Source organism: Leptotrichia sp. oral taxon 847 (assembly GCF_001553645.1).
Taxonomy (GTDB): domain Bacteria; phylum Fusobacteriota; class Fusobacteriia; order Fusobacteriales; family Leptotrichiaceae; genus Leptotrichia.
Genome location: NZ_CP014231.1, coordinates 150,794 through 168,448, shown reverse-complemented (window position 1 = coordinate 168,448; position 17,655 = coordinate 150,794). Strand labels below are relative to the sequence as shown.

The following is a 17,655-nucleotide window of genomic DNA, read 5'->3' as shown; positions in this document are numbered from 1 at the left end:
AATAAATATTTCTTTATTGATTACCATTTACATTTTTCATGATGCTATCCCATAATTCTTCACCTTTTTTCATCACATCTTGTCCAACTTGACTTGACTGAATATCTTTTATTCCTTTTTCAATACTTCTTAACATTTCCAACGTTTTTTCAACTGTTATTTGTTTTGCGGAATATAAATCCTTTCCTTGTTTTAATAATTTTGGACATTCTTTGTCAAAAGTTGCATCACCCGTCTGAATACATTGAGCATTTTTAAACATTTCGTTGGATTTTTTTACATTTTTTAATGCCTTTTCACCATTTTTTATACCTTCTTCGGCTTCTTTATTTTTTACATTACGAGTTAAGGCGTCCAACAAATCTTTTGTATTTTTTTCACTTTCTTCAAACATTTTATTTATTCTATTTTGTTCTCTTCTAACATTATTTTGTATTTCGACGTCATTGTTGTTTCCAGCAGAATTATTCGAATTTTTATTAACTGCGGGAATATTTTGATTTTGGTCAGGATTAGTTTGATTTTGCACACTTTCTCCATTTGGTCCTGTTGAAACTTCAGGCATCGAGTTTGCTGGTTGCAATTGAGTTTGAGCTACACCGTCGGGTCCCATACCGTTATTTTGAGTGAGTGAATAAATATTATAAACACCACTTATGACAAACACTGCAAAGGAAAAATAAAATAAACCTCTGATAATTTTGTCTGTCGAAGTTTTTTCATCTCTCAATTTCCCTTTTGCCTCGTTTTTCCCCATTCCATTTTCTAAAAATTCTTTTAATTTCTTGTTGTCTTCCACACTTTTTTTCACATATGGAATTCCTGTTAAAATTGCTACAACTAACGAAAATATAAGTAGCATTATCATCATTACCATATAAAATCATCTCCCTTTTATTTATAAAAAATACAAATCCACACACAATGCGGATTTTTACTTGTATAACTTACCTTGTGTTTTTTATTTTTTTCTATCAAAATTGTATCTCCACTTGATAGCTTCACGATTTCAGAATTTTTTAAATATGTTATTTCAGCTTCTCCCTGAATTAGAATTACAAATTCATTTTTGTCAGAAGATTGCCAGTCAGTCGTCTGTCCTGTCGAAATAATTTTTTCAATTTTTATATTTTTATTTTCTTCCAAAATAGTTATAATTTCTTCGTTATTTTCCAGTTTTTCAAAATCAAAAATATTCATTTTAGTTATTGTGTTCCTTTTCCATTTCTGTAATATCTATAAATTTAAATGCTCTTTTTTCTTTTCCGCCAACTGCATTTTTTCTATTTTCTAATTGAGATACACGCCTTGCTATTTCGTTTTGCTTTTTTATTAATTCATCTAATTTATAGTGCAAGTCTTCTATTACGATTTCGTTTTTTAAATTCACTTTATAGTCATTCAGCGATTTTTTTTCGTCAAGTTTTTTTGATTTATTTTGATTAACTATAATAAGTGAACAAAATAAAAGCATAACAAAAGATAAAATCGCATTTAAAATTATAAAAGAGTAAGAATCAAATTTTTTATTAGAAATAAACATCAAATTTATAAAAAGCCAAATTGCAACGGTTGCAACCGCTAAGCTTACAAATTTTTTACTTCCAATAAATTTTGACAGTCTATTTGAAATTTTTGTTTTTTCATCTTTTTCTTCTTTTATAACTTTAGAAACTTTTTGCTCTAATAACATATGTATTATTTCTTCTCTTTTTAAGTCGTCATCTACACTTTTAAGCATCTGTTTTAAAGAAACTTCTTTATTTTCAACGCCTTTTGAATTTGTTTTGACCGTTTTCAATTTTTTACTCCTATTCATAAGTTTTTATCTTTCTCCCGTCTATTATAATAACATTTTAATAAAAAAAATACAAGCATTATAAAAAAATACATTTAAATTTTTTTACTATAAATTCACTAAAAGCTCCTTTAGTAAAATATAAATTTAAGTATACTGTTATTAATATTTTTTCTATTTCAATATTTTTTATTTTTGAAAAATTTTACAATTTTGAAATACTTGAAATATTTTTTAAACTTTGGAATTTTTCGATAATTGATAAAAAGAAAAATACGCTAACTAATTTTTTTATTTTATTTTTCATAACTATAACCTATCTATCGCATCAATTATTTGATTTAATTCTTTTTCTAAATTAGATTTTTCTAAAATTTTATTTTTCATTCTGGTTTCACCTAAAGGTTTTTCTATTTTATCCTTATCTTTATATTCTTTTGGAATATCTCCTATATATTGGAGTGAATGCACCTCATTTTTTTCTGAAAGATTATTTGAATATCTTTGTTTTACAAGACCTGATACTTCTATTTCATAGTTAAAAGTTATTTTTTCGATTGCTAGACTTTTAATTTTTTGAAATATAAACTCTTTTGTAACCTTTTCACCAGCATTATTTACAATTTCCCTTATTTCTCTCAGATTCTCAATATTGCTAGGAAATGTAGAGATATTATAGCTATCAGTAACTCTGCAATTTATTTGAACTTCAGCAGAATTTGCAGAAGTTTTCTTACCAATGACATTTTCCAATTTTTTATCTAGATATTTTTCAACCCAGCTATTGCTGCACCCAAAAATATTGTATTTTACATAAATTTTATCTTTATATTTTGAAATCAAACTTACAGAATCTTTATAATTTGGAACAAGTTCATTTGCTCTTTCTAAATCCCAAACTGCGTTTCTATAGTCATTTCTAGTTTTAGCATTTTTAAGGCTTGATAAAGCTATACTATATGCGTTTTCTGCTGCTTGTAAATCAGCCTTTCCTTTTAATTCCTTTGTTTTAATTGAGACTTTTTTTGCATCTTGGCGAGTTATTACAAAAATTTTATCAGCTTCTTCGTAAAATCTCTGTGCTTCTCTATAATTTTTTTTATTTTCGCTTGCATTAGCAAATTCGATAAATTTATTAGCTTTATTTTTATTTATCTGCTTACTTATTTGTTCATATTTTAAAGCCATTTCATTAGATATTTTTGAATTTTTTTCCATAGATTCAATAAATTTTAAAATATCTTCATAATAATCATTTATATCATGTGTCACATCTTTAAAATGGTCATAACCATAATATTCATAATTATAATTATTATTTTTTAATCTTTGTGCAATTATTTTTTCAATATTATTCAAAGATTCATCCAAAGGATATTTTTGCTGAAAATCCGAAAAAGCTGAAGAATTTTTATAAGTATCAAATAATGCATAAATTTTAACCAATTCTTCATAACCTTTCTGTCTTTCGTTCAAATCACTACTCCCTGTCATCGCTTTATAATGATTTGTAATATTCAAAAACTTTTCCATAATTTCATTTTTTATTTCAGGCTTGATTTTATTAATTTTTTTGGGATTTGTTTCAAAATAATTGAGAACTAATTCTATACTTTTTAGATATTCCTTTTTATTATAAGCTTCTCTGGCATCTTCTAATTCACATGACACAACCGTAAATAACAGCAATAAAATTAAAAATATTTTTTTCATAAAAATTATAATCCTTCCAATAAAACGTTTTTCTTTTTACTTAAATTATACCATATTTTCGTTTATATAAAAGCTAAAATTTTATTTTTTTTGTCTCTCATCTTGCATATTATAAAAAATAATAGTATAATTATCCTATGTAAAAAAATGAAAATGAAAGAGGTATGTTATGAACTATAAAAGTACGAGAGAAACTGATCCTAATAATGTAAAAAGTTCTACTTTTGCGACACTTCACGGACTTTGTGAAGATGGAGGGCTATATATTCCAGAAAAATTGCCAGATGTGAAATTGACTTATGATGAATTAAAAGACTTATCTTATCAAGAAATTTCAGAAAAAATTATAAAATTATTTTTTACAGAATTTTCAGACAAAGAAATAAAAACTGCTATAAATAATGCTTATAATAGCACAACTTTTAACGACAAAAACATTGTTCCAGTTCACAAATTAAATGACAAAGTGAGCTTTGGAGAATTATTTCACGGAAGAACACTGGCGTTTAAAGATTTAGCTTTATCACTTTTTCCATATTTACTGCTTTTGAGTAAGGAAAAACAAAAAGAAGACAAAAAAATCCTGATTTTAGCGGCAACTTCTGGTGATACTGGAAAAGCGGCACTTGAAGGATTTAAGAATGTTGATGGAATTAACATTGTCGTTTTTTATCCAAAAAATGGAGTTAGTCCAATGCAGGAAGAACAGATGAGAAAACAACTTGGAAACAATGTAGAAATCGTTGCGATTAACGGAAATTTTGATGATGCTCAAAGCGCTATAAAAGTGATTTTTTCAAGCGATGAATTTAAAAAATATGCAAATAGACACGATGTTATGTTTTCAAGTGCAAATTCAATTAACATCGGAAGATTATTTCCACAAATTATATATTATGTTACGACTTATGTAAATTTGGTAAATGCTGGAACAATTAAAGCTGGGGAAGAATTTAATGTAGTAGTTCCAACTGGAAACTTTGGAAATATTTTAGCTGGATTTATCGCCAAAAAACTTGGAGTACCAATCAAAAAATTTATTTCAGCTTCAAACAAGAACAAAGTTTTAGCTGACTTTTTCCAAACTGGAATATACAACAAAAATAGAGACTTTTATGCGACAAATTCTCCGTCAATGGACATTCTTCTTTCATCAAACTTTGAAAGATATTTATATTATGCGTTAAATGAAGATAGCAAGAGAGTAAGCGAATTAATTAAAAACTTGCTTTTAGGCGGGGAATTGTCAGTAAATGACGAAGAACTAAAAAATATTCAAACTGAATTTTACGGAGAATTTGCAAACGATGAAGAAACTGTAAGTGCGATTAAAGAAATTTATGAAAATTACCATTATTTAATGGATCCACACACAGCTGTTGCCTATTCAGTTTACAAAAAATTGGATGAAAAATATTTGGACAAGGACATTCACACAGTAATAATGTCAACTGCTCATCCATTCAAGTTCCCAGCTCCAATTGCAAAAGCGTTAGGAATTGACGATACAAAAGAACCTTATGCAATTTTGGATGAAGTATCAGAAATTACTGGAGTAAAATTTCCTGAAAAATTGACCGAAGTTAGAAATTCTAAAATTAGATTTTCAGATGTGATTGATAAAAGTGAAATTCAAGATTTTGTGAAAAAATACATAAAAAACTTGAAATAATTAAATAATTTGAAAATAAAAAACTGTAAATGAATAATAAATAAATTCAAATACAGTTTTTTTTATTTATTCCACATCAATTCTACCTTCCAGTGATTTTCCAAGCGTTAGAATGTCAGTATATTCTATATTTCCACCTATTGGAATCCCGCTTGCAATTTTTGAGACTTTTATATTTTTTTCTTTTAATATTTTAGTTAAGTATAAATTTGTCGTTTCCCCTTCCAAATCTGGATTTAATGCCAAAATAACTTCTTTGACTGTTCCATCCAGTCTTTTAAGTAAACTATCTAAATTCAAATCTTCGATGGTTATCCCATTTAGCGGATCAATTTTTCCACCTAAAATATGATAAAGTCCAAAATAAGTGTCCGATTTTTCGAAAGCTATTACATCTCTTACATCTTCCACAACGCAGATTACGTTTTTGTCTCTTTTGTCGTTTGAGCAGATTTCACAAATTTCGTTTTCTGATAGATTTCCACAAATTTTGCAGTGTTTAATTCCAGAATGTGAAGTTTTAATCGTATTTAGCATTTCCTCAATTTCATTTTCGCTCTTTTCCAATATATCAAAAGCTATTCTTTGTGCACTTTTTCTTCCAATTCCGGGAAATTTTGCAAATACATCTATCAAATCATCTAATTTTTTCATTTTTTAACTTTTCTCCTTAATTCAAAAATTTTTACAATTTTATCACTAATATATTTTGAAAATTATTTAATTCATTTTCTATTTCGCTAATTGCTGATATTTTCATAGTTACTCTGTCTGAATAATTTTTATCCAGTATTTCAATCTTATATTCATCTTTTTTGTTATTTAAAAAAACTTCTGTTTCTGTAGTGTATTCATATTTATAATCTATTATAAATATTGATTTTTTTACATATTCTATAATTTTGGCTTCATTTACTGCCAGTTTTGCAGTTTTTGCATAGTTTCTAATAAGTCCTCCCGCACCTAACTTTATCCCGCCAAAGTATCTCGTTGCGACAATGGCTACATTGTAGACATCTAAAATATTTAAAATTTCAGCCATAGGTTTTCCTGCTGTATTTGATGGCTCTCCATCGTCGTTGTATTTAAAATATTCCTGTCCATTTTCAACTACACGGTACAAGGGAACATTATGAGTTGCATTTGGGTGCATCTGTCTAATTTTTTCTATAAATTTGTCAGCTTCTAAAACGGTCGTAATAGGTTTAATATACCCAATAAATTTAGATTTTTTTTCTTCAAATTCAATTGCTGTTTCCTTTTTTACTGTTTTCATTCCATTTCCTTTTAATTTTTTACTTTTTTTTATTTTTATTCATTCATTAAAAAATTTTTTTTCTATTTATTTCTTTTCTTTTGCTTCAGATTCTCTTAAAAGTTTTGCCACTTTCGTAGCTTTTAATTTATTTTTGTAAGTTTCGTAAACTTTTTCATCTTTAATTGCTGATGTGCTGATGTATAATATTGAATAAAGTATCATTTCACTATTTTTAGTAAATTCAAATTCCTTTTCCTGTGCTTTATTTGAAACATTTTTAATGTAATAATCCAAAGCTTTTAAAATTCCTTCGTTTGCTGAAATTTTCTCGATGTTGCTTGTTTCTACAATCAATTCCAAATTTCTATAAATGTCATCTGTCAAAGAAAATTTTTGTTTCATTTTTTCACTTGAAAAATATTTTAAAATTCTTCTAAATTTATCTACATTTTTATCCGCTTCTTTTGAAATTTCTCTAATTAGTTTACTTGTTTGGTCCAAATTTTCTTCAAATCCAATGTCTTCATTGTCGTTATTTTCGTCAATATCTCCAATTGTATTTATGATTTCACCGGTGTTTTCATCATAAAAGGATCCGAATGGAAGCTCGTCAGAGTTACTTGGCACCTCTTCTTTTCTATAATCATCAATTCCAGAATAAACAAATTCCAATAAATCCATAACAGGTGTTCCATTGTACATTCTTTTTAACTCATTTTTGTATCTTTTTTCTTCTTTCTCTTTATTAAAAATAGTGTATAAAGTAACTTTATTGAGCAAATTGTCAAATCTTTCGTTATATTTTTCACCCTTACTTAAATATTCTTTTGCTTTATTAAAATCTTTTTTATCAGAAAGCATATAGCCAGCCGCAATTAAATCACTAATATAAAAATTTTTCTTATCTTGTGTGTAAAGATTTTGTAATTTTTCCATTTTGTTGTCAAAATCTTCTGAAAAATTGTCTTTTATTTCATAATCAAGCTCTATAGTCTCATCTATTATTTTTTGGCCAACTCCGATTTTAGAAAGTTTATCTTTAATATTTTCAGCTCTTGTATAAGCCAAAGCATTTAAACTAATCATAAAAAATACTAAAAGTAAAAAATTTTTTTTCATTTTTGCCTCCATATTAAAATTTGTTTTTTATTTTTGACGGTTACTACATTTTTTGAAAAATAAAATTTAGTTTATTGTAACATTTTGTCTAAAAATTTACTATCTTTTTCAGTTTCTTCTTTAATTTTGTGAGCTATCCAAGTGTCTTCCAAATAGGAAATATTCACTTCCTTCTTTAAATCGTCTGAAATTTGTTCATTCATTAGTACAACGTTAAAATATAAGATAACCTCTGCACGAAGATTATAATTTTTTACTTCTTCGCTAACTTTTATGGTATCGACATTTTTCAGATATTCTGAAACAGCTTTTTCAATCTCACCGTTATCGTAATAATTTCTAATTTTATTTAAAAAATATGTAAGTTTCATAAAGTGATATTCTTCGTCTGAAACACCTATTTTTTCTCTATCTTTTTCTTCTTCCAGTAAATTCAGCACTTTTTCTGTTTGAATCTGCTTTTCATTAAAGTTGTTTATTGTAAAAAGTTTTGCAAGTTCAATAATTACAGGAACATTTTTATAAGTTTTTGAAATCTCTGCCATGTAATTTTGAAATTTTAAAATGTCGTTGTTATCGAGTGAATACATCATTTTTGAAAAAATCTTTTCATATTCATATGGAGTATATTTTATAAATAAATCCAAATAATTTTTATAGTCTTTTCCCAATTTTCCTCCAAAAATCGTAATTAAATCCTGTGAGACTATATAGTTTCTTTCATCCTTTTGAAAAAGTTTTTTTAATTTTTTTATCCTTTCAGAAATAACCTTTTCATCGTCTTCAAAATACTGTGTATCCCTTATTTCGTAGTTAAGCTTTACTGTTTCGTCAATAATTTCTTGTTTTATTCCTATTTTTGACAAAGTCTTTTGAATTTTTTCTTTTTGAGTGAATCCATAAATTTTTATGCTCATTAAAAATAGTGCTAATATTAAAAAAAACTTTTTCATTTTTATCACATCCCGAAAATTTTATGTACTGCACTATTATTATATCCTATTTTTTTAAAATTCAAAATTTTTTTATAAAGACAAATTAAAATTTTTTGTAGTATAGGAAATTTAATAAATAAAAAGGGAAACAGTTTACACCTATTTCCCAAAATAAATTATCTTTTTAATTTTTAGAATAAAACTTAACTATTCTCCGACTCTTTCTACTCTTAATGTATTAGTTGTTCCTTCTTTAGAAATTCCAGTTACTAACACTATTAAATCACCTTTAGTTGTTTCATCGTGGTTAGCAGCAATTTCTCTTGCTTTTGCAAAGAAATCATCAGTTTTATCCAATCCTTTTTCAACATACGCTCTAACTCCTCTTACTAAAGCTAATTGTCTAGCAGTTTGGTCGTTGTCAGTTAATGCAATTATAGGTACAGTTGGTCCATATTTTCTAATCATTTTAGGAGATCTTCCTGTTTTTGTCCAACATACGATTAATTTTGCATCCAATGCACTCGAAGTATTTACTGCACCACTTGAAATTGCTTCTGTTACAGAAATACTCGATACATCTGGTGTTGCAACTGGTTTGAATTTTTTGAATTCATCTGTTCTTTTTGAAATTGTTGCCATCATTTTGACAGCTTCTACTGGGTATTTTCCTTTTGCTGATTCTCCTGATAACATAACTGCATCAGTACCATCTAAGATCGCATTAGCAACGTCTCCAGCTTCTGCTCTTGTAGGACGTGGATTTCTAATCATTGAATCTAGCATTTGTGTAGCTGTAATAACTGGTTTTCCAGCTTTGTTACATTTTCTAATCATCATTTTTTGCATAAATGGAACTTCTTCAGCAGGAACTTCTACTCCTAAATCCCCTCTTGCTACCATGATTCCATCACTTAATTCCAAGATTTCATCAAAGTTATCAACACCTTCTTGGCTTTCAATTTTAGGAATAATTTGAATATTTTTTCCACCGTTGTCATCCAATACTTTTCTTACTTCAGCAACATCAGCTGCTTTTCTTATAAATGAAGCAGCTACAAAATCAACGCCTTGTTCACAACCAAATTTTAAGTCAGCAATATCTTTTTCAGCTAGTGCTGGTAAACCAACTGAAACATCTGGCAAGTTTACACCTTTAGTTTCTCCTAATTCACCTGTATTTGTTACAACACATTCAATTTCTCCAGCTTCTTTATTAATAGCTTCAACTTTCAATCCAACTAAACCGTCGTCTAATAAAACTGTGCTTCCAACTTTCAAGTCATCTACGATTCCAGAATATGAAACTGCAAATTTACTAGCATTTCCAACAAAATCATAATCTGTTGTTATAATTACTTTTTTACCAGTTTCTAGTAATACATCTTTTCCACCTTCTAATTTTCCTGTTCTGATTTCAGGACCTTTAGTATCTAGCAAAATTGCTATTTCTTTACCAGTTTTTTTCATAACTTCTCTAATATTTTTAATTCTTTGTCCGTGTTCAGCAAAATCACCATGAGAGAAGTTTAATCTCATTACGTTCATTCCACTTTCTACCAATTTTGTAAGCATTTCTACGCTTTCAGTTTTTGGTCCAATTGTACAAACAACTTTAGTCATTTTAATTTTCATTTTGTCTTTTCCTCCTAAAAAATATCTTTCATTGTCTTTATATCAATGAATCCTGTAAAATTACAGGAAAATTCATTTACTAAAATTATAGTGATAACATATTTGCTATTGCATAATCGGCTGAAGATGTCTTTGAATAGTTTTCCCAAGCGTAAGATAATTTGTGAGTTGTAACTTCTTCACTTTGAATTCCAACCATCAATCCACCTTTTCCTTCTTCTATCAATTCAACTGCCTTAACTCCTAATCTTGTTGCTAAAATTCTATCAAATGCTGTAGGTGCCCCACCTCTTTGAATATGCCCTAATATAGTTACTCTTATACTTGTGTCAACTTTTTTAGCCAATTCATCTTTAATTTGGACAACATTTCCTACTCCTTCAGCAACAACGATTATATCGTATAATTTACCTTCTGAACGTCTTTTTTTGATTACTTCTGCCAAGTCATCAATTGAACTTTCAGTTTCTGGAATCATAACTCCACTTGCTCCACCTGCTATTGCAGAATAAAGAGCTAAATCTCCACAGTTTCTTCCCATTACTTCTACTAAATATGTTCTTTCGTGAGAAGTAGCAGTATCCTTTAATTTTGAGATGGCGTCCAATATAATATTTAATGCTGTATCATAACCAACGGTATAGTCAGTCCCAGCTACGTCATTATCAATAGTTCCTGGTATTCCAATTGTTTTAATTCCATGTTCTTCGTACAAGTAATGTGCACCGTGGAATGAACCGTCCCCACCGATTACAACTAGTCCGTCAATTCCATATTTCTTCAAATTAGCTGCAGCTCTTGCTCTAACTTTAGGATCTTTAAATTCTGGAAGTCTTGCTGATAGTAGAATTGTTCCTCCTTTATCAGCAATTCCGCTTACATCCAACAATGTTAATGGAAAGATTTGATCTTCAAGCATACCTTTATATCCTCTTCTTATACCATAAACTTCCATTCCTTTGTTTATAGCGGCTTTAGTAACGGCTCTTATAGCAGTGTTCATACCTTGTGAATCTCCACCACTTGTTAATATCGCAATTCTTTTCATTATAGTTACTCTCCTTCTAAAACGAGTTTTATTTTTCTTACCTTTACAATTTAATATTATCATTTTTGATTTTGAATGTCAATACTAAAATCTTTTTTTCTAATTTTTTATTGTTGATGGTGTAAAAATTTTAAGGGCATATTTTAAATTCCAAATTTTTTGATTTATTCTTGATTACAACATGTCATTTTGTTTAGTATAGTCTTTTATTTTTTTACATAAGGGGAAAGGGCCGCCATTTCCCCTTATAATCCCCACGCTCGTCTAAGAATTTTTTGAAAGTAAAGCCGAAACTCACTACGTTCAAACAGTCGTCTTTACTTCTAAAAAATCACGACACTTTTATATGGTAGTAAAATTTAAACCGTCGAAGCGTTTTTATGTGCTGACAAAACTGTTTGAGCACGATTAGTGCGAGTTTTTTGGCAGTGCATAAAAATGACGAAGACTAGCCGGGGTGCAGGGGTGCGGCGATGAGCACTTCTGCTTAAAAAAGAAAAAATTATTTTTAGTATCTTTGTGAGTTAAATTAAGAAACTTAAAATGGAAATGGAAGTTTTTATAAATAGAACTTTTTATTTTCCCCTAAATATTTTACTCCAATCCAGAAAAAAACAAAAAATTTGACAAATAAAAAAAAATATAGTAAAATACTTGTGCGCTTAGAATTGGTGGCTAATACCAATATAGCGAAAAATAAAAACAATGTGGAGGTGAACTTTGATGTTTGCGGTAATTAAAACAGGTGGAAAACAGTACAAAGTAGAAGTTGGAACTGTATTAAAAGTAGAAAAATTAGCAGCTGAAGTTAATTCAGAAATTGAAATTAAAGAAGTTCTTATGGTAGGAGAAGGGGACAATGTAACAGTTGGAACACCTTTTGTAGAAGGTGCAAAAGTTGTAGCAGTAGTTAAAGAGCACGGAAAAGGTGTGAAAAAAGTCAACTTTAAATACAACAAAAAAACTTATTACAGAAAAAAAGGTCATAGACAACAATATACAACTATTGAAATAAAATCAATATAATAATTTTTTTAAGAAGAAAAATGATAAAAATAAAAATAAAAAGAAAAAAAAGAGAATTGTATATTTTCAAATTAATGAACATGCAGATTATGCAAAACGTGGTGAAGATATAGTCTGTGCTGCAGTTTCGTCAGTTTCACAGATGACTTTGAATGGAATTTTAGAGATTTTAAAATTAAACGGAAAAGTGAAATATGAAATAGACAATGCTGGAAAGTTAACTTGTGATTTACAGAATTCTGATTTGACAGAAGAAGAGTTAAAAAAAGTAGACATTTTAACAGAATCTATGTATTCTTATTTAAAGGATGTTGTACACGAATACAAAGAGTTTGTAAAATTTGAATGAAATTATGAAAATAAATAAGGAGGTCAGAAATGATATTAAAATTAAACTTACAGTTATTTGCCTCAAAAAAAGGACAAGGTTCAACTAGAAATGGTAGAGATTCAAATCCTAAATATTTAGGAATTAAAAAATATGATGGAGAAGCTGTAAAATCTGGAAATATTATCGTAAGACAAAGAGGAACTAAATTTTACGCAGGAACTAACGCAAAATTGGGAAAAGATTACACTTTATTTGCAGTAGCTGATGGATTTGTAAAATTTGAAAAATTTGGAAAAGGTAAAAAAAGAGTTAGTATTTACCCTAAAAGAGTGGAAGCGTAAATTAAATAACAATAAACAATATAAGAAACTATCTCGCACAATCGTTATTAGAGGTAGTTTTTTTATTAAAAAATGTCTTTTTGTAAAAAAGATTAATTTCTTAATTACAATAAAGACATTTTTATTTTACTCTAATAATATTCCCCGTTTAAAAAGTGAATATTTATTTTAATTATTTAAGAATAAATATCAGGTTTAATTTGATAAAAAGATTTACAATGTATCCGTTATTCAAATGGGGTTTAGTATAAATTTCATTTTTAGAGAATAAGAATTATATTTTTTACTGAGAGAAAGCCAAGACTTTATGTAAAATACTTACGGGTGTGTCCATAATTTTATGTAAATGTATATACAAATTCAGTAATATAAGGATTCTCTAGTTTATTTACACAAAAAAATTTACATTCTTAAACTTAAATTTATTATTTAAATGGGAAATAGTACTGATTAATAGAATTATTTATACATTTCTTCTAATTTTTCTTGTACGTTTTCATCGTTTAAATAGTCGTCATATTCCATTTCTTTTTCAAGTATTCCTTTTGGTGTGATTTCGATTATTTTGTTTGCGATTGTCTGAATAAATTCGTGGTCGTGTGTTGTAAATAAAATTGTTCCAGGAAATCTTTCCAGAGATTTATTTAATGAAGTGATACTTTCCAAATCCAAATGATCAGTTGGATTGTCCAAAAGTAAAACATTAGCATTTGAGAGCATCATTTTTGATAACATACATCTCACTTTTTCTCCTCCCGATAAAACTTTTGCTTTTTTTGTAGCTTCTTCACCAGAAAATAGCATTCTTCCTAAAAATCCTCTCACATATTCTTCATGCTGATCACTTGAAAATTGTCTTAACCAGTCGATTAGCGATAAATCTACTCCTTCAAAGTATTTTGAATTATCTTTTGGAAAATAACTTTGCGAAGTTGTAACTCCCCATTCTATTTTTCCTTCGTCAGGTTCAATTTCTCCAGCTAAAAGTTGGAAAAGAGTAGTTTTTGCTATGTCATTATTGGATAAGATTACAACCTTATCGCCAGTGTTTATTGTAAATGAAATATTGTCAATTACTTTTTCTCCATCCACAGTTTTTGATAGATTTTCCACTTTTAACATATTGTTTCCAGCTTCACGCTCAGGTTTAAACTCAATGTATGGATATTTACGGTTTGATACTTGCATATCTTCAAACTGAAGTTTTTCCAATTGTTTTTTACGGCTAGTTGCCTGTTTTGATTTTGAGGCGTTGGCAGAAAATCGAGCAATAAAGTCCTGTAATTCCTTTTTCTTTTGTTCCAATTTTTTGTTTTGGTTTCTTATCAATTCTTGCATTAATTGATTCGATTCATACCAAAAGTCGTAGTTTCCAACAAACATTTTGATTTTTCCGTAATCAATGTCCGCAATGTGAGTACATACTTTATTTAAAAAGTGTCTGTCGTGCGAAACAACTAAAACTGTCGTATTTTCCAAATCCATCAAAAAGTCTTCCAGCCATTTTACGGCATGTAAATCTAGTCCATTTGTAGGTTCATCCAGTAATAAAATATCTGGATTTCCAAAAATTGCCTGTGCCAGTAGTACCTTTACTTTTTCTGGCTCTGTCAATTCTTTCATCAATTTATGATGTGATTCGGCATTGATTCCAAGTCCAATTAAAAATTTTTCAGCGTTTGTTTCAGCGTCCCAGCCATCTAATTCAGCAAATTCTCCTTCCAGTTCTGCAGCAAGATTTCCGTCTTCTTCGGTAAATTCTTCTTTTGAATATAGTGCTTCTTTTTGCTTCATAATGCCGTATAGTCTTGCATGTCCCATCATTACTACATTTAGAACTTCTTCATCCTCATAGGCAAAGTGATCCTGTTTTAAAAAAGACAGTCTTTTTCCTTTGTCTATTACAACTTCTCCTGAAGTTGATTCCATTTCTCCAGTTAAAACTTTTAAAAATGTAGATTTTCCAGCTCCATTCGGACCAATTATTCCATAACAGTTTCCTTCAGTAAATTTTATGTTTACTTCGTCAAAAAGTTTTCTTGAACCAAATTGAACTGACAAATTACTTGTAGATATCAAATAAATTCCTCCTTGTTTATTTTTTATAATTAGCTACATTATATCAAAAAAAGCTGATAAAAGAAAGAAAATTTTAAATTTTGCAATAAATCACTTTATTTTTTTTTGAATAACTGGTAAAATATGGTAACAAAAAAGTTTTTAAGTGAAAATTAAAATTAAAAAAAAACATAAATTGCAGAAAGGAAGAGTGCAGATGGATAACAGTTTTAAATTTTTAAAAGGGGAAAAAATGTTACACCCAACAACGGGGATAACATTGGAATATTTAGCAAAATCAAATGCGGTTTGTATTGCATTATTTAACGAAACTAAAGAAAAAGTAATTTTGGTAAAGCAATATAGACCTGGTTCAAAAGGATATATGGTAGAGATTTGTGCGGGGCTTATAGATCCAGGAGAAAACCCCGATGAAGCTGTCTTTAGGGAACTTAGAGAAGAAACGGGCTACTCAAAGGACGATTTGACAGATATAAAAAAATTGCCACATGGGCTTTTTGTGTCTCCAGGGTACACGACTGAACGTTTGCATTTTTATAGTGCAAAACTAAAATCTGACAATATCAAACCAAAAGAGTTGTCATTAGATCACGGAGAAGATTTGGAAGTGCTGTGGGTTGATGTAAAAGATATTTTGAATATTACAAGAGATATGAAAACTGTACTTGCGGTAACGTATTTTTCAAAATTGTGAATAAAATTTGATATATTCAATTAAAAGAAAAGAGGTGCGAAATGAAAGATGTAAAAAATAATGAAGATTTTGAAAAAGATTTGACAAAAAATGTAGAAAGTATAGAAAATACAGAAACTTCGGAAAAAAATGTTGAAAAGTTAAAAAAAGAAATAAGAGATCGTATTTCAGATGATGAAGAAATGGAAGAAGAAGAAAAATTTTCACCTGAAGAAATGGCGGAAGAAATTCAAAAAATTGAGACAGAAAAAGAACTGGAAAAATATTTGGACGACAATCATTCGATTGATGTCGCTGAAAGTTTTAAAGAGCTGGAAGATGACGAATTAATACGAATTTTTGAGCTTATGAGCGATGAGAATAAAGCTGGAATTTTGGAGCAGGCTGATGAAGAGTTGCAGACAAGAATTATAGATTTGCTTTCAGATGAAGAAGCTATCGATATTTTAAGCTATATGTCGCCAGATGATGTCGCCGATATTTTGGGGATTATAGATATTCAAAAAAGTAAATCTATACTTAATAAAATGAAACGTTCGCAAGCAAATAAAATAAGAGAACTTTTGGGTTATGAAGAAGACAGTGCCGGGGGAATTATGACAACCCAGTACATAGCGTTTAAGGGAAACCTTGAAGTAAAAGATGTGATGAAAAAATTGAAAGTTATAGCGCCAAAAACTGAAGTGATAGAAACGATTTTTGTAACAAGCGAAAAAAAGGAACTTATAGGAGAAGTTGATTTGAGAAATATTTTAATTTCTTCTGATGATACCAAATTAATTGATATTATGGACGATAATCCAAAATATGTTTATGTTGAACAGGATCAGGAAGAAGTGGCAAGACTAGTTTCAAGATATGATTTAAAGGTGGTCCCCGTTACAAATCACAAAAAAATAATTTTGGGAATTATAACGGTAGATGATATAATAGATGTAATTCAAGAAGAAAATACAGAAGATATTTTAAAATTAGGTGGAGTTTCTGAAGAAGAAGATATTCATTCAAATTTCTGGTTTTCAGTAAAACAAAGGTTTCCTTGGCTTGTAATAAATTTAGGAACAGCATTTTTGGCGTCATTTGTCATAGAAATATTTTCAACGACAGTGGGAAAAGTAGTTATTTTATCTTCCATAATGACAATCATTAGTGGAATGGGAGGAAATGCTGGAACACAGGCACTTTCAGTAACAATACGAGCGTTGGCGTTAGGAGAAGTAGATTTTAAAGATACACTTAGCATAGTAGCAAAAACTTTTTTGGTTGGGGCAATTAACGGAGCTCTTTTAGGTTTGTTATGTGGTGCAATAATATGGGCATTTTGCGGAAACTTTTACATGGGTCTTATCGTATTTTTAGCTATGGTAGGAAATCTGGTAATCGCCTGTATGATTGGATTTTTGATTCCGATAACATTAAAAATGCTTAAGATAGATCCTGCAATGGCGTCAGCTGTAGTGCTTACAACTGCGACAGACTGTTTTGGATTTTTGATATTTTTAAGTTTAGCAACAATATTTTTAAATAAATTAACTTAATAAAGTAAAAGGAGGAAATAGTGGAAAATTTTATGCCATTTTTTATATTAGTTTTTTTTCTTTTTTATTTTATTTTTAGAAGAATACTGTCAAATATAAGATATAAAGCTGAAAAACTGGAAGAATTAGACGGCGAATTTATTTTTACGTTTGTAAAACAAATTAGAAAAAAAGAGATTTATTTTAACATTGATGAGGTTACAATGGCGATATTAACCAAGATGTTTATAAAAAGAGGAACTTTTCAAACGATGAATTTTAGTATTTTTTTGGTGGATGGGTACAATTTAAGACTTAGAAAAAAACAAGATTGCTTGATATTTTTAAAAGCGTGCCGAAATAAACGAAAAGAATTGTATCAAAAAATATTACAGATGATACCCGCAGGAGCGAGTATAATTTCTATATTGGAAAAAGAGCTAGACAATTTTGAAAATCAAATGTAAGGGAGGTGAGAGGTACTGTGGG

Annotated in this window: 18 protein-coding genes; 7 read left to right on the top strand and 11 right to left on the bottom strand. The window is 28.8% G+C overall.

From position 1 onward, the window contains the following. Window positions 1-13: 13 nt before the first annotated feature. From AXF11_RS00800 to AXF11_RS00785, 4 genes are all read right to left on the bottom strand, one after another. Complete coding sequence (locus AXF11_RS00800) at window positions 14-877, bottom strand: hypothetical protein (protein WP_231724719.1); 864 nt, start codon at window positions 875-877, stop codon at window positions 14-16. Between the two features lie 17 nt (window positions 878-894). After that, on the bottom strand, window positions 895-1,200 hold the full coding sequence (locus tag AXF11_RS00795; RefSeq protein ID WP_068154061.1) for a cupin domain-containing protein: 306 nt from the start codon (window positions 1,198-1,200) through the stop codon (window positions 895-897). Between the two features lies 1 nt (window position 1,201). Then, the gene (locus tag AXF11_RS00790; RefSeq protein WP_068154060.1) at window positions 1,202-1,819 is read right to left on the bottom strand and encodes a DUF1003 domain-containing protein; all 618 of its coding nucleotides are present in this window, start codon (window positions 1,817-1,819) and stop codon (window positions 1,202-1,204) included. Between the two features lie 288 nt (window positions 1,820-2,107). Continuing rightward, a complete protein-coding gene (locus AXF11_RS00785; RefSeq protein WP_068154059.1) occupies window positions 2,108-3,511 on the bottom strand; it encodes a hypothetical protein in 1,404 nt (467 codons plus the stop codon). Window positions 3,512-3,680: 169 nt separating this feature from the next. Between AXF11_RS00785 and thrC the strand changes: the two genes are divergently transcribed. Next, the gene (thrC, locus tag AXF11_RS00780; RefSeq protein ID WP_068154058.1) at window positions 3,681-5,183 is read left to right on the top strand and encodes a threonine synthase; all 1,503 of its coding nucleotides are present in this window, start codon (window positions 3,681-3,683) and stop codon (window positions 5,181-5,183) included. A 66-nt stretch (window positions 5,184-5,249) separates the two neighbouring features. Here the strand turns inward: thrC and recR are convergent, their stop codons facing one another. From recR to pfkA, 6 genes are all read right to left on the bottom strand, one after another. Beyond that, window positions 5,250-5,837 carry a recombination mediator RecR gene (gene recR, locus AXF11_RS00775; protein WP_068154057.1) on the bottom strand — a complete coding sequence of 196 codons (588 nt, stop codon included), beginning with the start codon at window positions 5,835-5,837 and terminating at the stop codon, window positions 5,250-5,252. A 31-nt stretch (window positions 5,838-5,868) separates the two neighbouring features. Then, window positions 5,869-6,459 carry an IMPACT family protein gene (locus tag AXF11_RS00770; RefSeq protein WP_068154056.1) on the bottom strand — a complete coding sequence of 197 codons (591 nt, stop codon included), beginning with the start codon at window positions 6,457-6,459 and terminating at the stop codon, window positions 5,869-5,871. A gap of 66 nt (window positions 6,460-6,525) precedes the next feature. Then, the gene (locus tag AXF11_RS00765) at window positions 6,526-7,560 is read right to left on the bottom strand and encodes a hypothetical protein (RefSeq protein WP_068154055.1); all 1,035 of its coding nucleotides are present in this window, start codon (window positions 7,558-7,560) and stop codon (window positions 6,526-6,528) included. A gap of 71 nt (window positions 7,561-7,631) precedes the next feature. Further along, entirely contained in the window at window positions 7,632-8,513 is an 882-nt protein-coding gene (locus AXF11_RS00760; RefSeq protein WP_068154054.1) for a hypothetical protein, read from the bottom strand. Window positions 8,514-8,702: 189 nt separating this feature from the next. After that, on the bottom strand, window positions 8,703-10,130 hold the full coding sequence (gene pykF, locus AXF11_RS00755) for a pyruvate kinase PykF (RefSeq protein WP_156440356.1): 1,428 nt from the start codon (window positions 10,128-10,130) through the stop codon (window positions 8,703-8,705). An 85-nt stretch (window positions 10,131-10,215) separates the two neighbouring features. Beyond that, window positions 10,216-11,178, bottom strand: coding sequence for a 6-phosphofructokinase (pfkA, locus tag AXF11_RS00750; protein WP_068154053.1), 963 nt, complete (start codon window positions 11,176-11,178; stop codon window positions 10,216-10,218). Window positions 11,179-11,901: 723 nt separating this feature from the next. Here pfkA and rplU point away from each other — a divergent pair. Genes rplU through rpmA form a run of 3 tightly spaced genes read left to right on the top strand, consistent with a single transcriptional unit; the run spans window position 11,902 to window position 12,876 of the window. Continuing rightward, window positions 11,902-12,204, top strand: a complete 303-nt coding sequence (gene rplU / locus AXF11_RS00745) for a 50S ribosomal protein L21 (protein WP_068154052.1) — start codon at window positions 11,902-11,904, stop codon at window positions 12,202-12,204. A 55-nt stretch (window positions 12,205-12,259) separates the two neighbouring features. Continuing rightward, entirely contained in the window at window positions 12,260-12,553 is a 294-nt protein-coding gene (locus AXF11_RS00740) for a ribosomal-processing cysteine protease Prp (RefSeq protein WP_068154051.1), read from the top strand. A 29-nt stretch (window positions 12,554-12,582) separates the two neighbouring features. Next, window positions 12,583-12,876 (top strand): 50S ribosomal protein L27, encoded by a 294-nt coding sequence (gene rpmA / locus AXF11_RS00735; RefSeq protein ID WP_068154050.1) that lies wholly within the window; start codon window positions 12,583-12,585, stop codon window positions 12,874-12,876. A 459-nt stretch (window positions 12,877-13,335) separates the two neighbouring features. Here the strand turns inward: rpmA and AXF11_RS00730 are convergent, their stop codons facing one another. Beyond that, window positions 13,336-14,955 carry an ABC-F family ATP-binding cassette domain-containing protein gene (locus AXF11_RS00730; RefSeq protein WP_068154049.1) on the bottom strand — a complete coding sequence of 540 codons (1,620 nt, stop codon included), beginning with the start codon at window positions 14,953-14,955 and terminating at the stop codon, window positions 13,336-13,338. 196 nt (window positions 14,956-15,151) lie between these two features. Here AXF11_RS00730 and AXF11_RS00725 point away from each other — a divergent pair, with 196 nt between their 5' ends. The 3 genes from AXF11_RS00725 to AXF11_RS00715 are packed head-to-tail and all read left to right on the top strand — an operon-like array spanning window position 15,152 to window position 17,633. Continuing rightward, the gene (locus AXF11_RS00725) at window positions 15,152-15,649 is read left to right on the top strand and encodes an NUDIX hydrolase (RefSeq protein WP_068154048.1); all 498 of its coding nucleotides are present in this window, start codon (window positions 15,152-15,154) and stop codon (window positions 15,647-15,649) included. A gap of 41 nt (window positions 15,650-15,690) precedes the next feature. Next, window positions 15,691-17,187 carry a magnesium transporter gene (gene mgtE, locus AXF11_RS00720; RefSeq protein ID WP_082729354.1) on the top strand — a complete coding sequence of 499 codons (1,497 nt, stop codon included), beginning with the start codon at window positions 15,691-15,693 and terminating at the stop codon, window positions 17,185-17,187. Between the two features lie 20 nt (window positions 17,188-17,207). Then, window positions 17,208-17,633, top strand: a complete 426-nt coding sequence (locus AXF11_RS00715; protein ID WP_231724718.1) for a hypothetical protein — start codon at window positions 17,208-17,210, stop codon at window positions 17,631-17,633. Window positions 17,634-17,655: the final 22 nt, after the last annotated feature.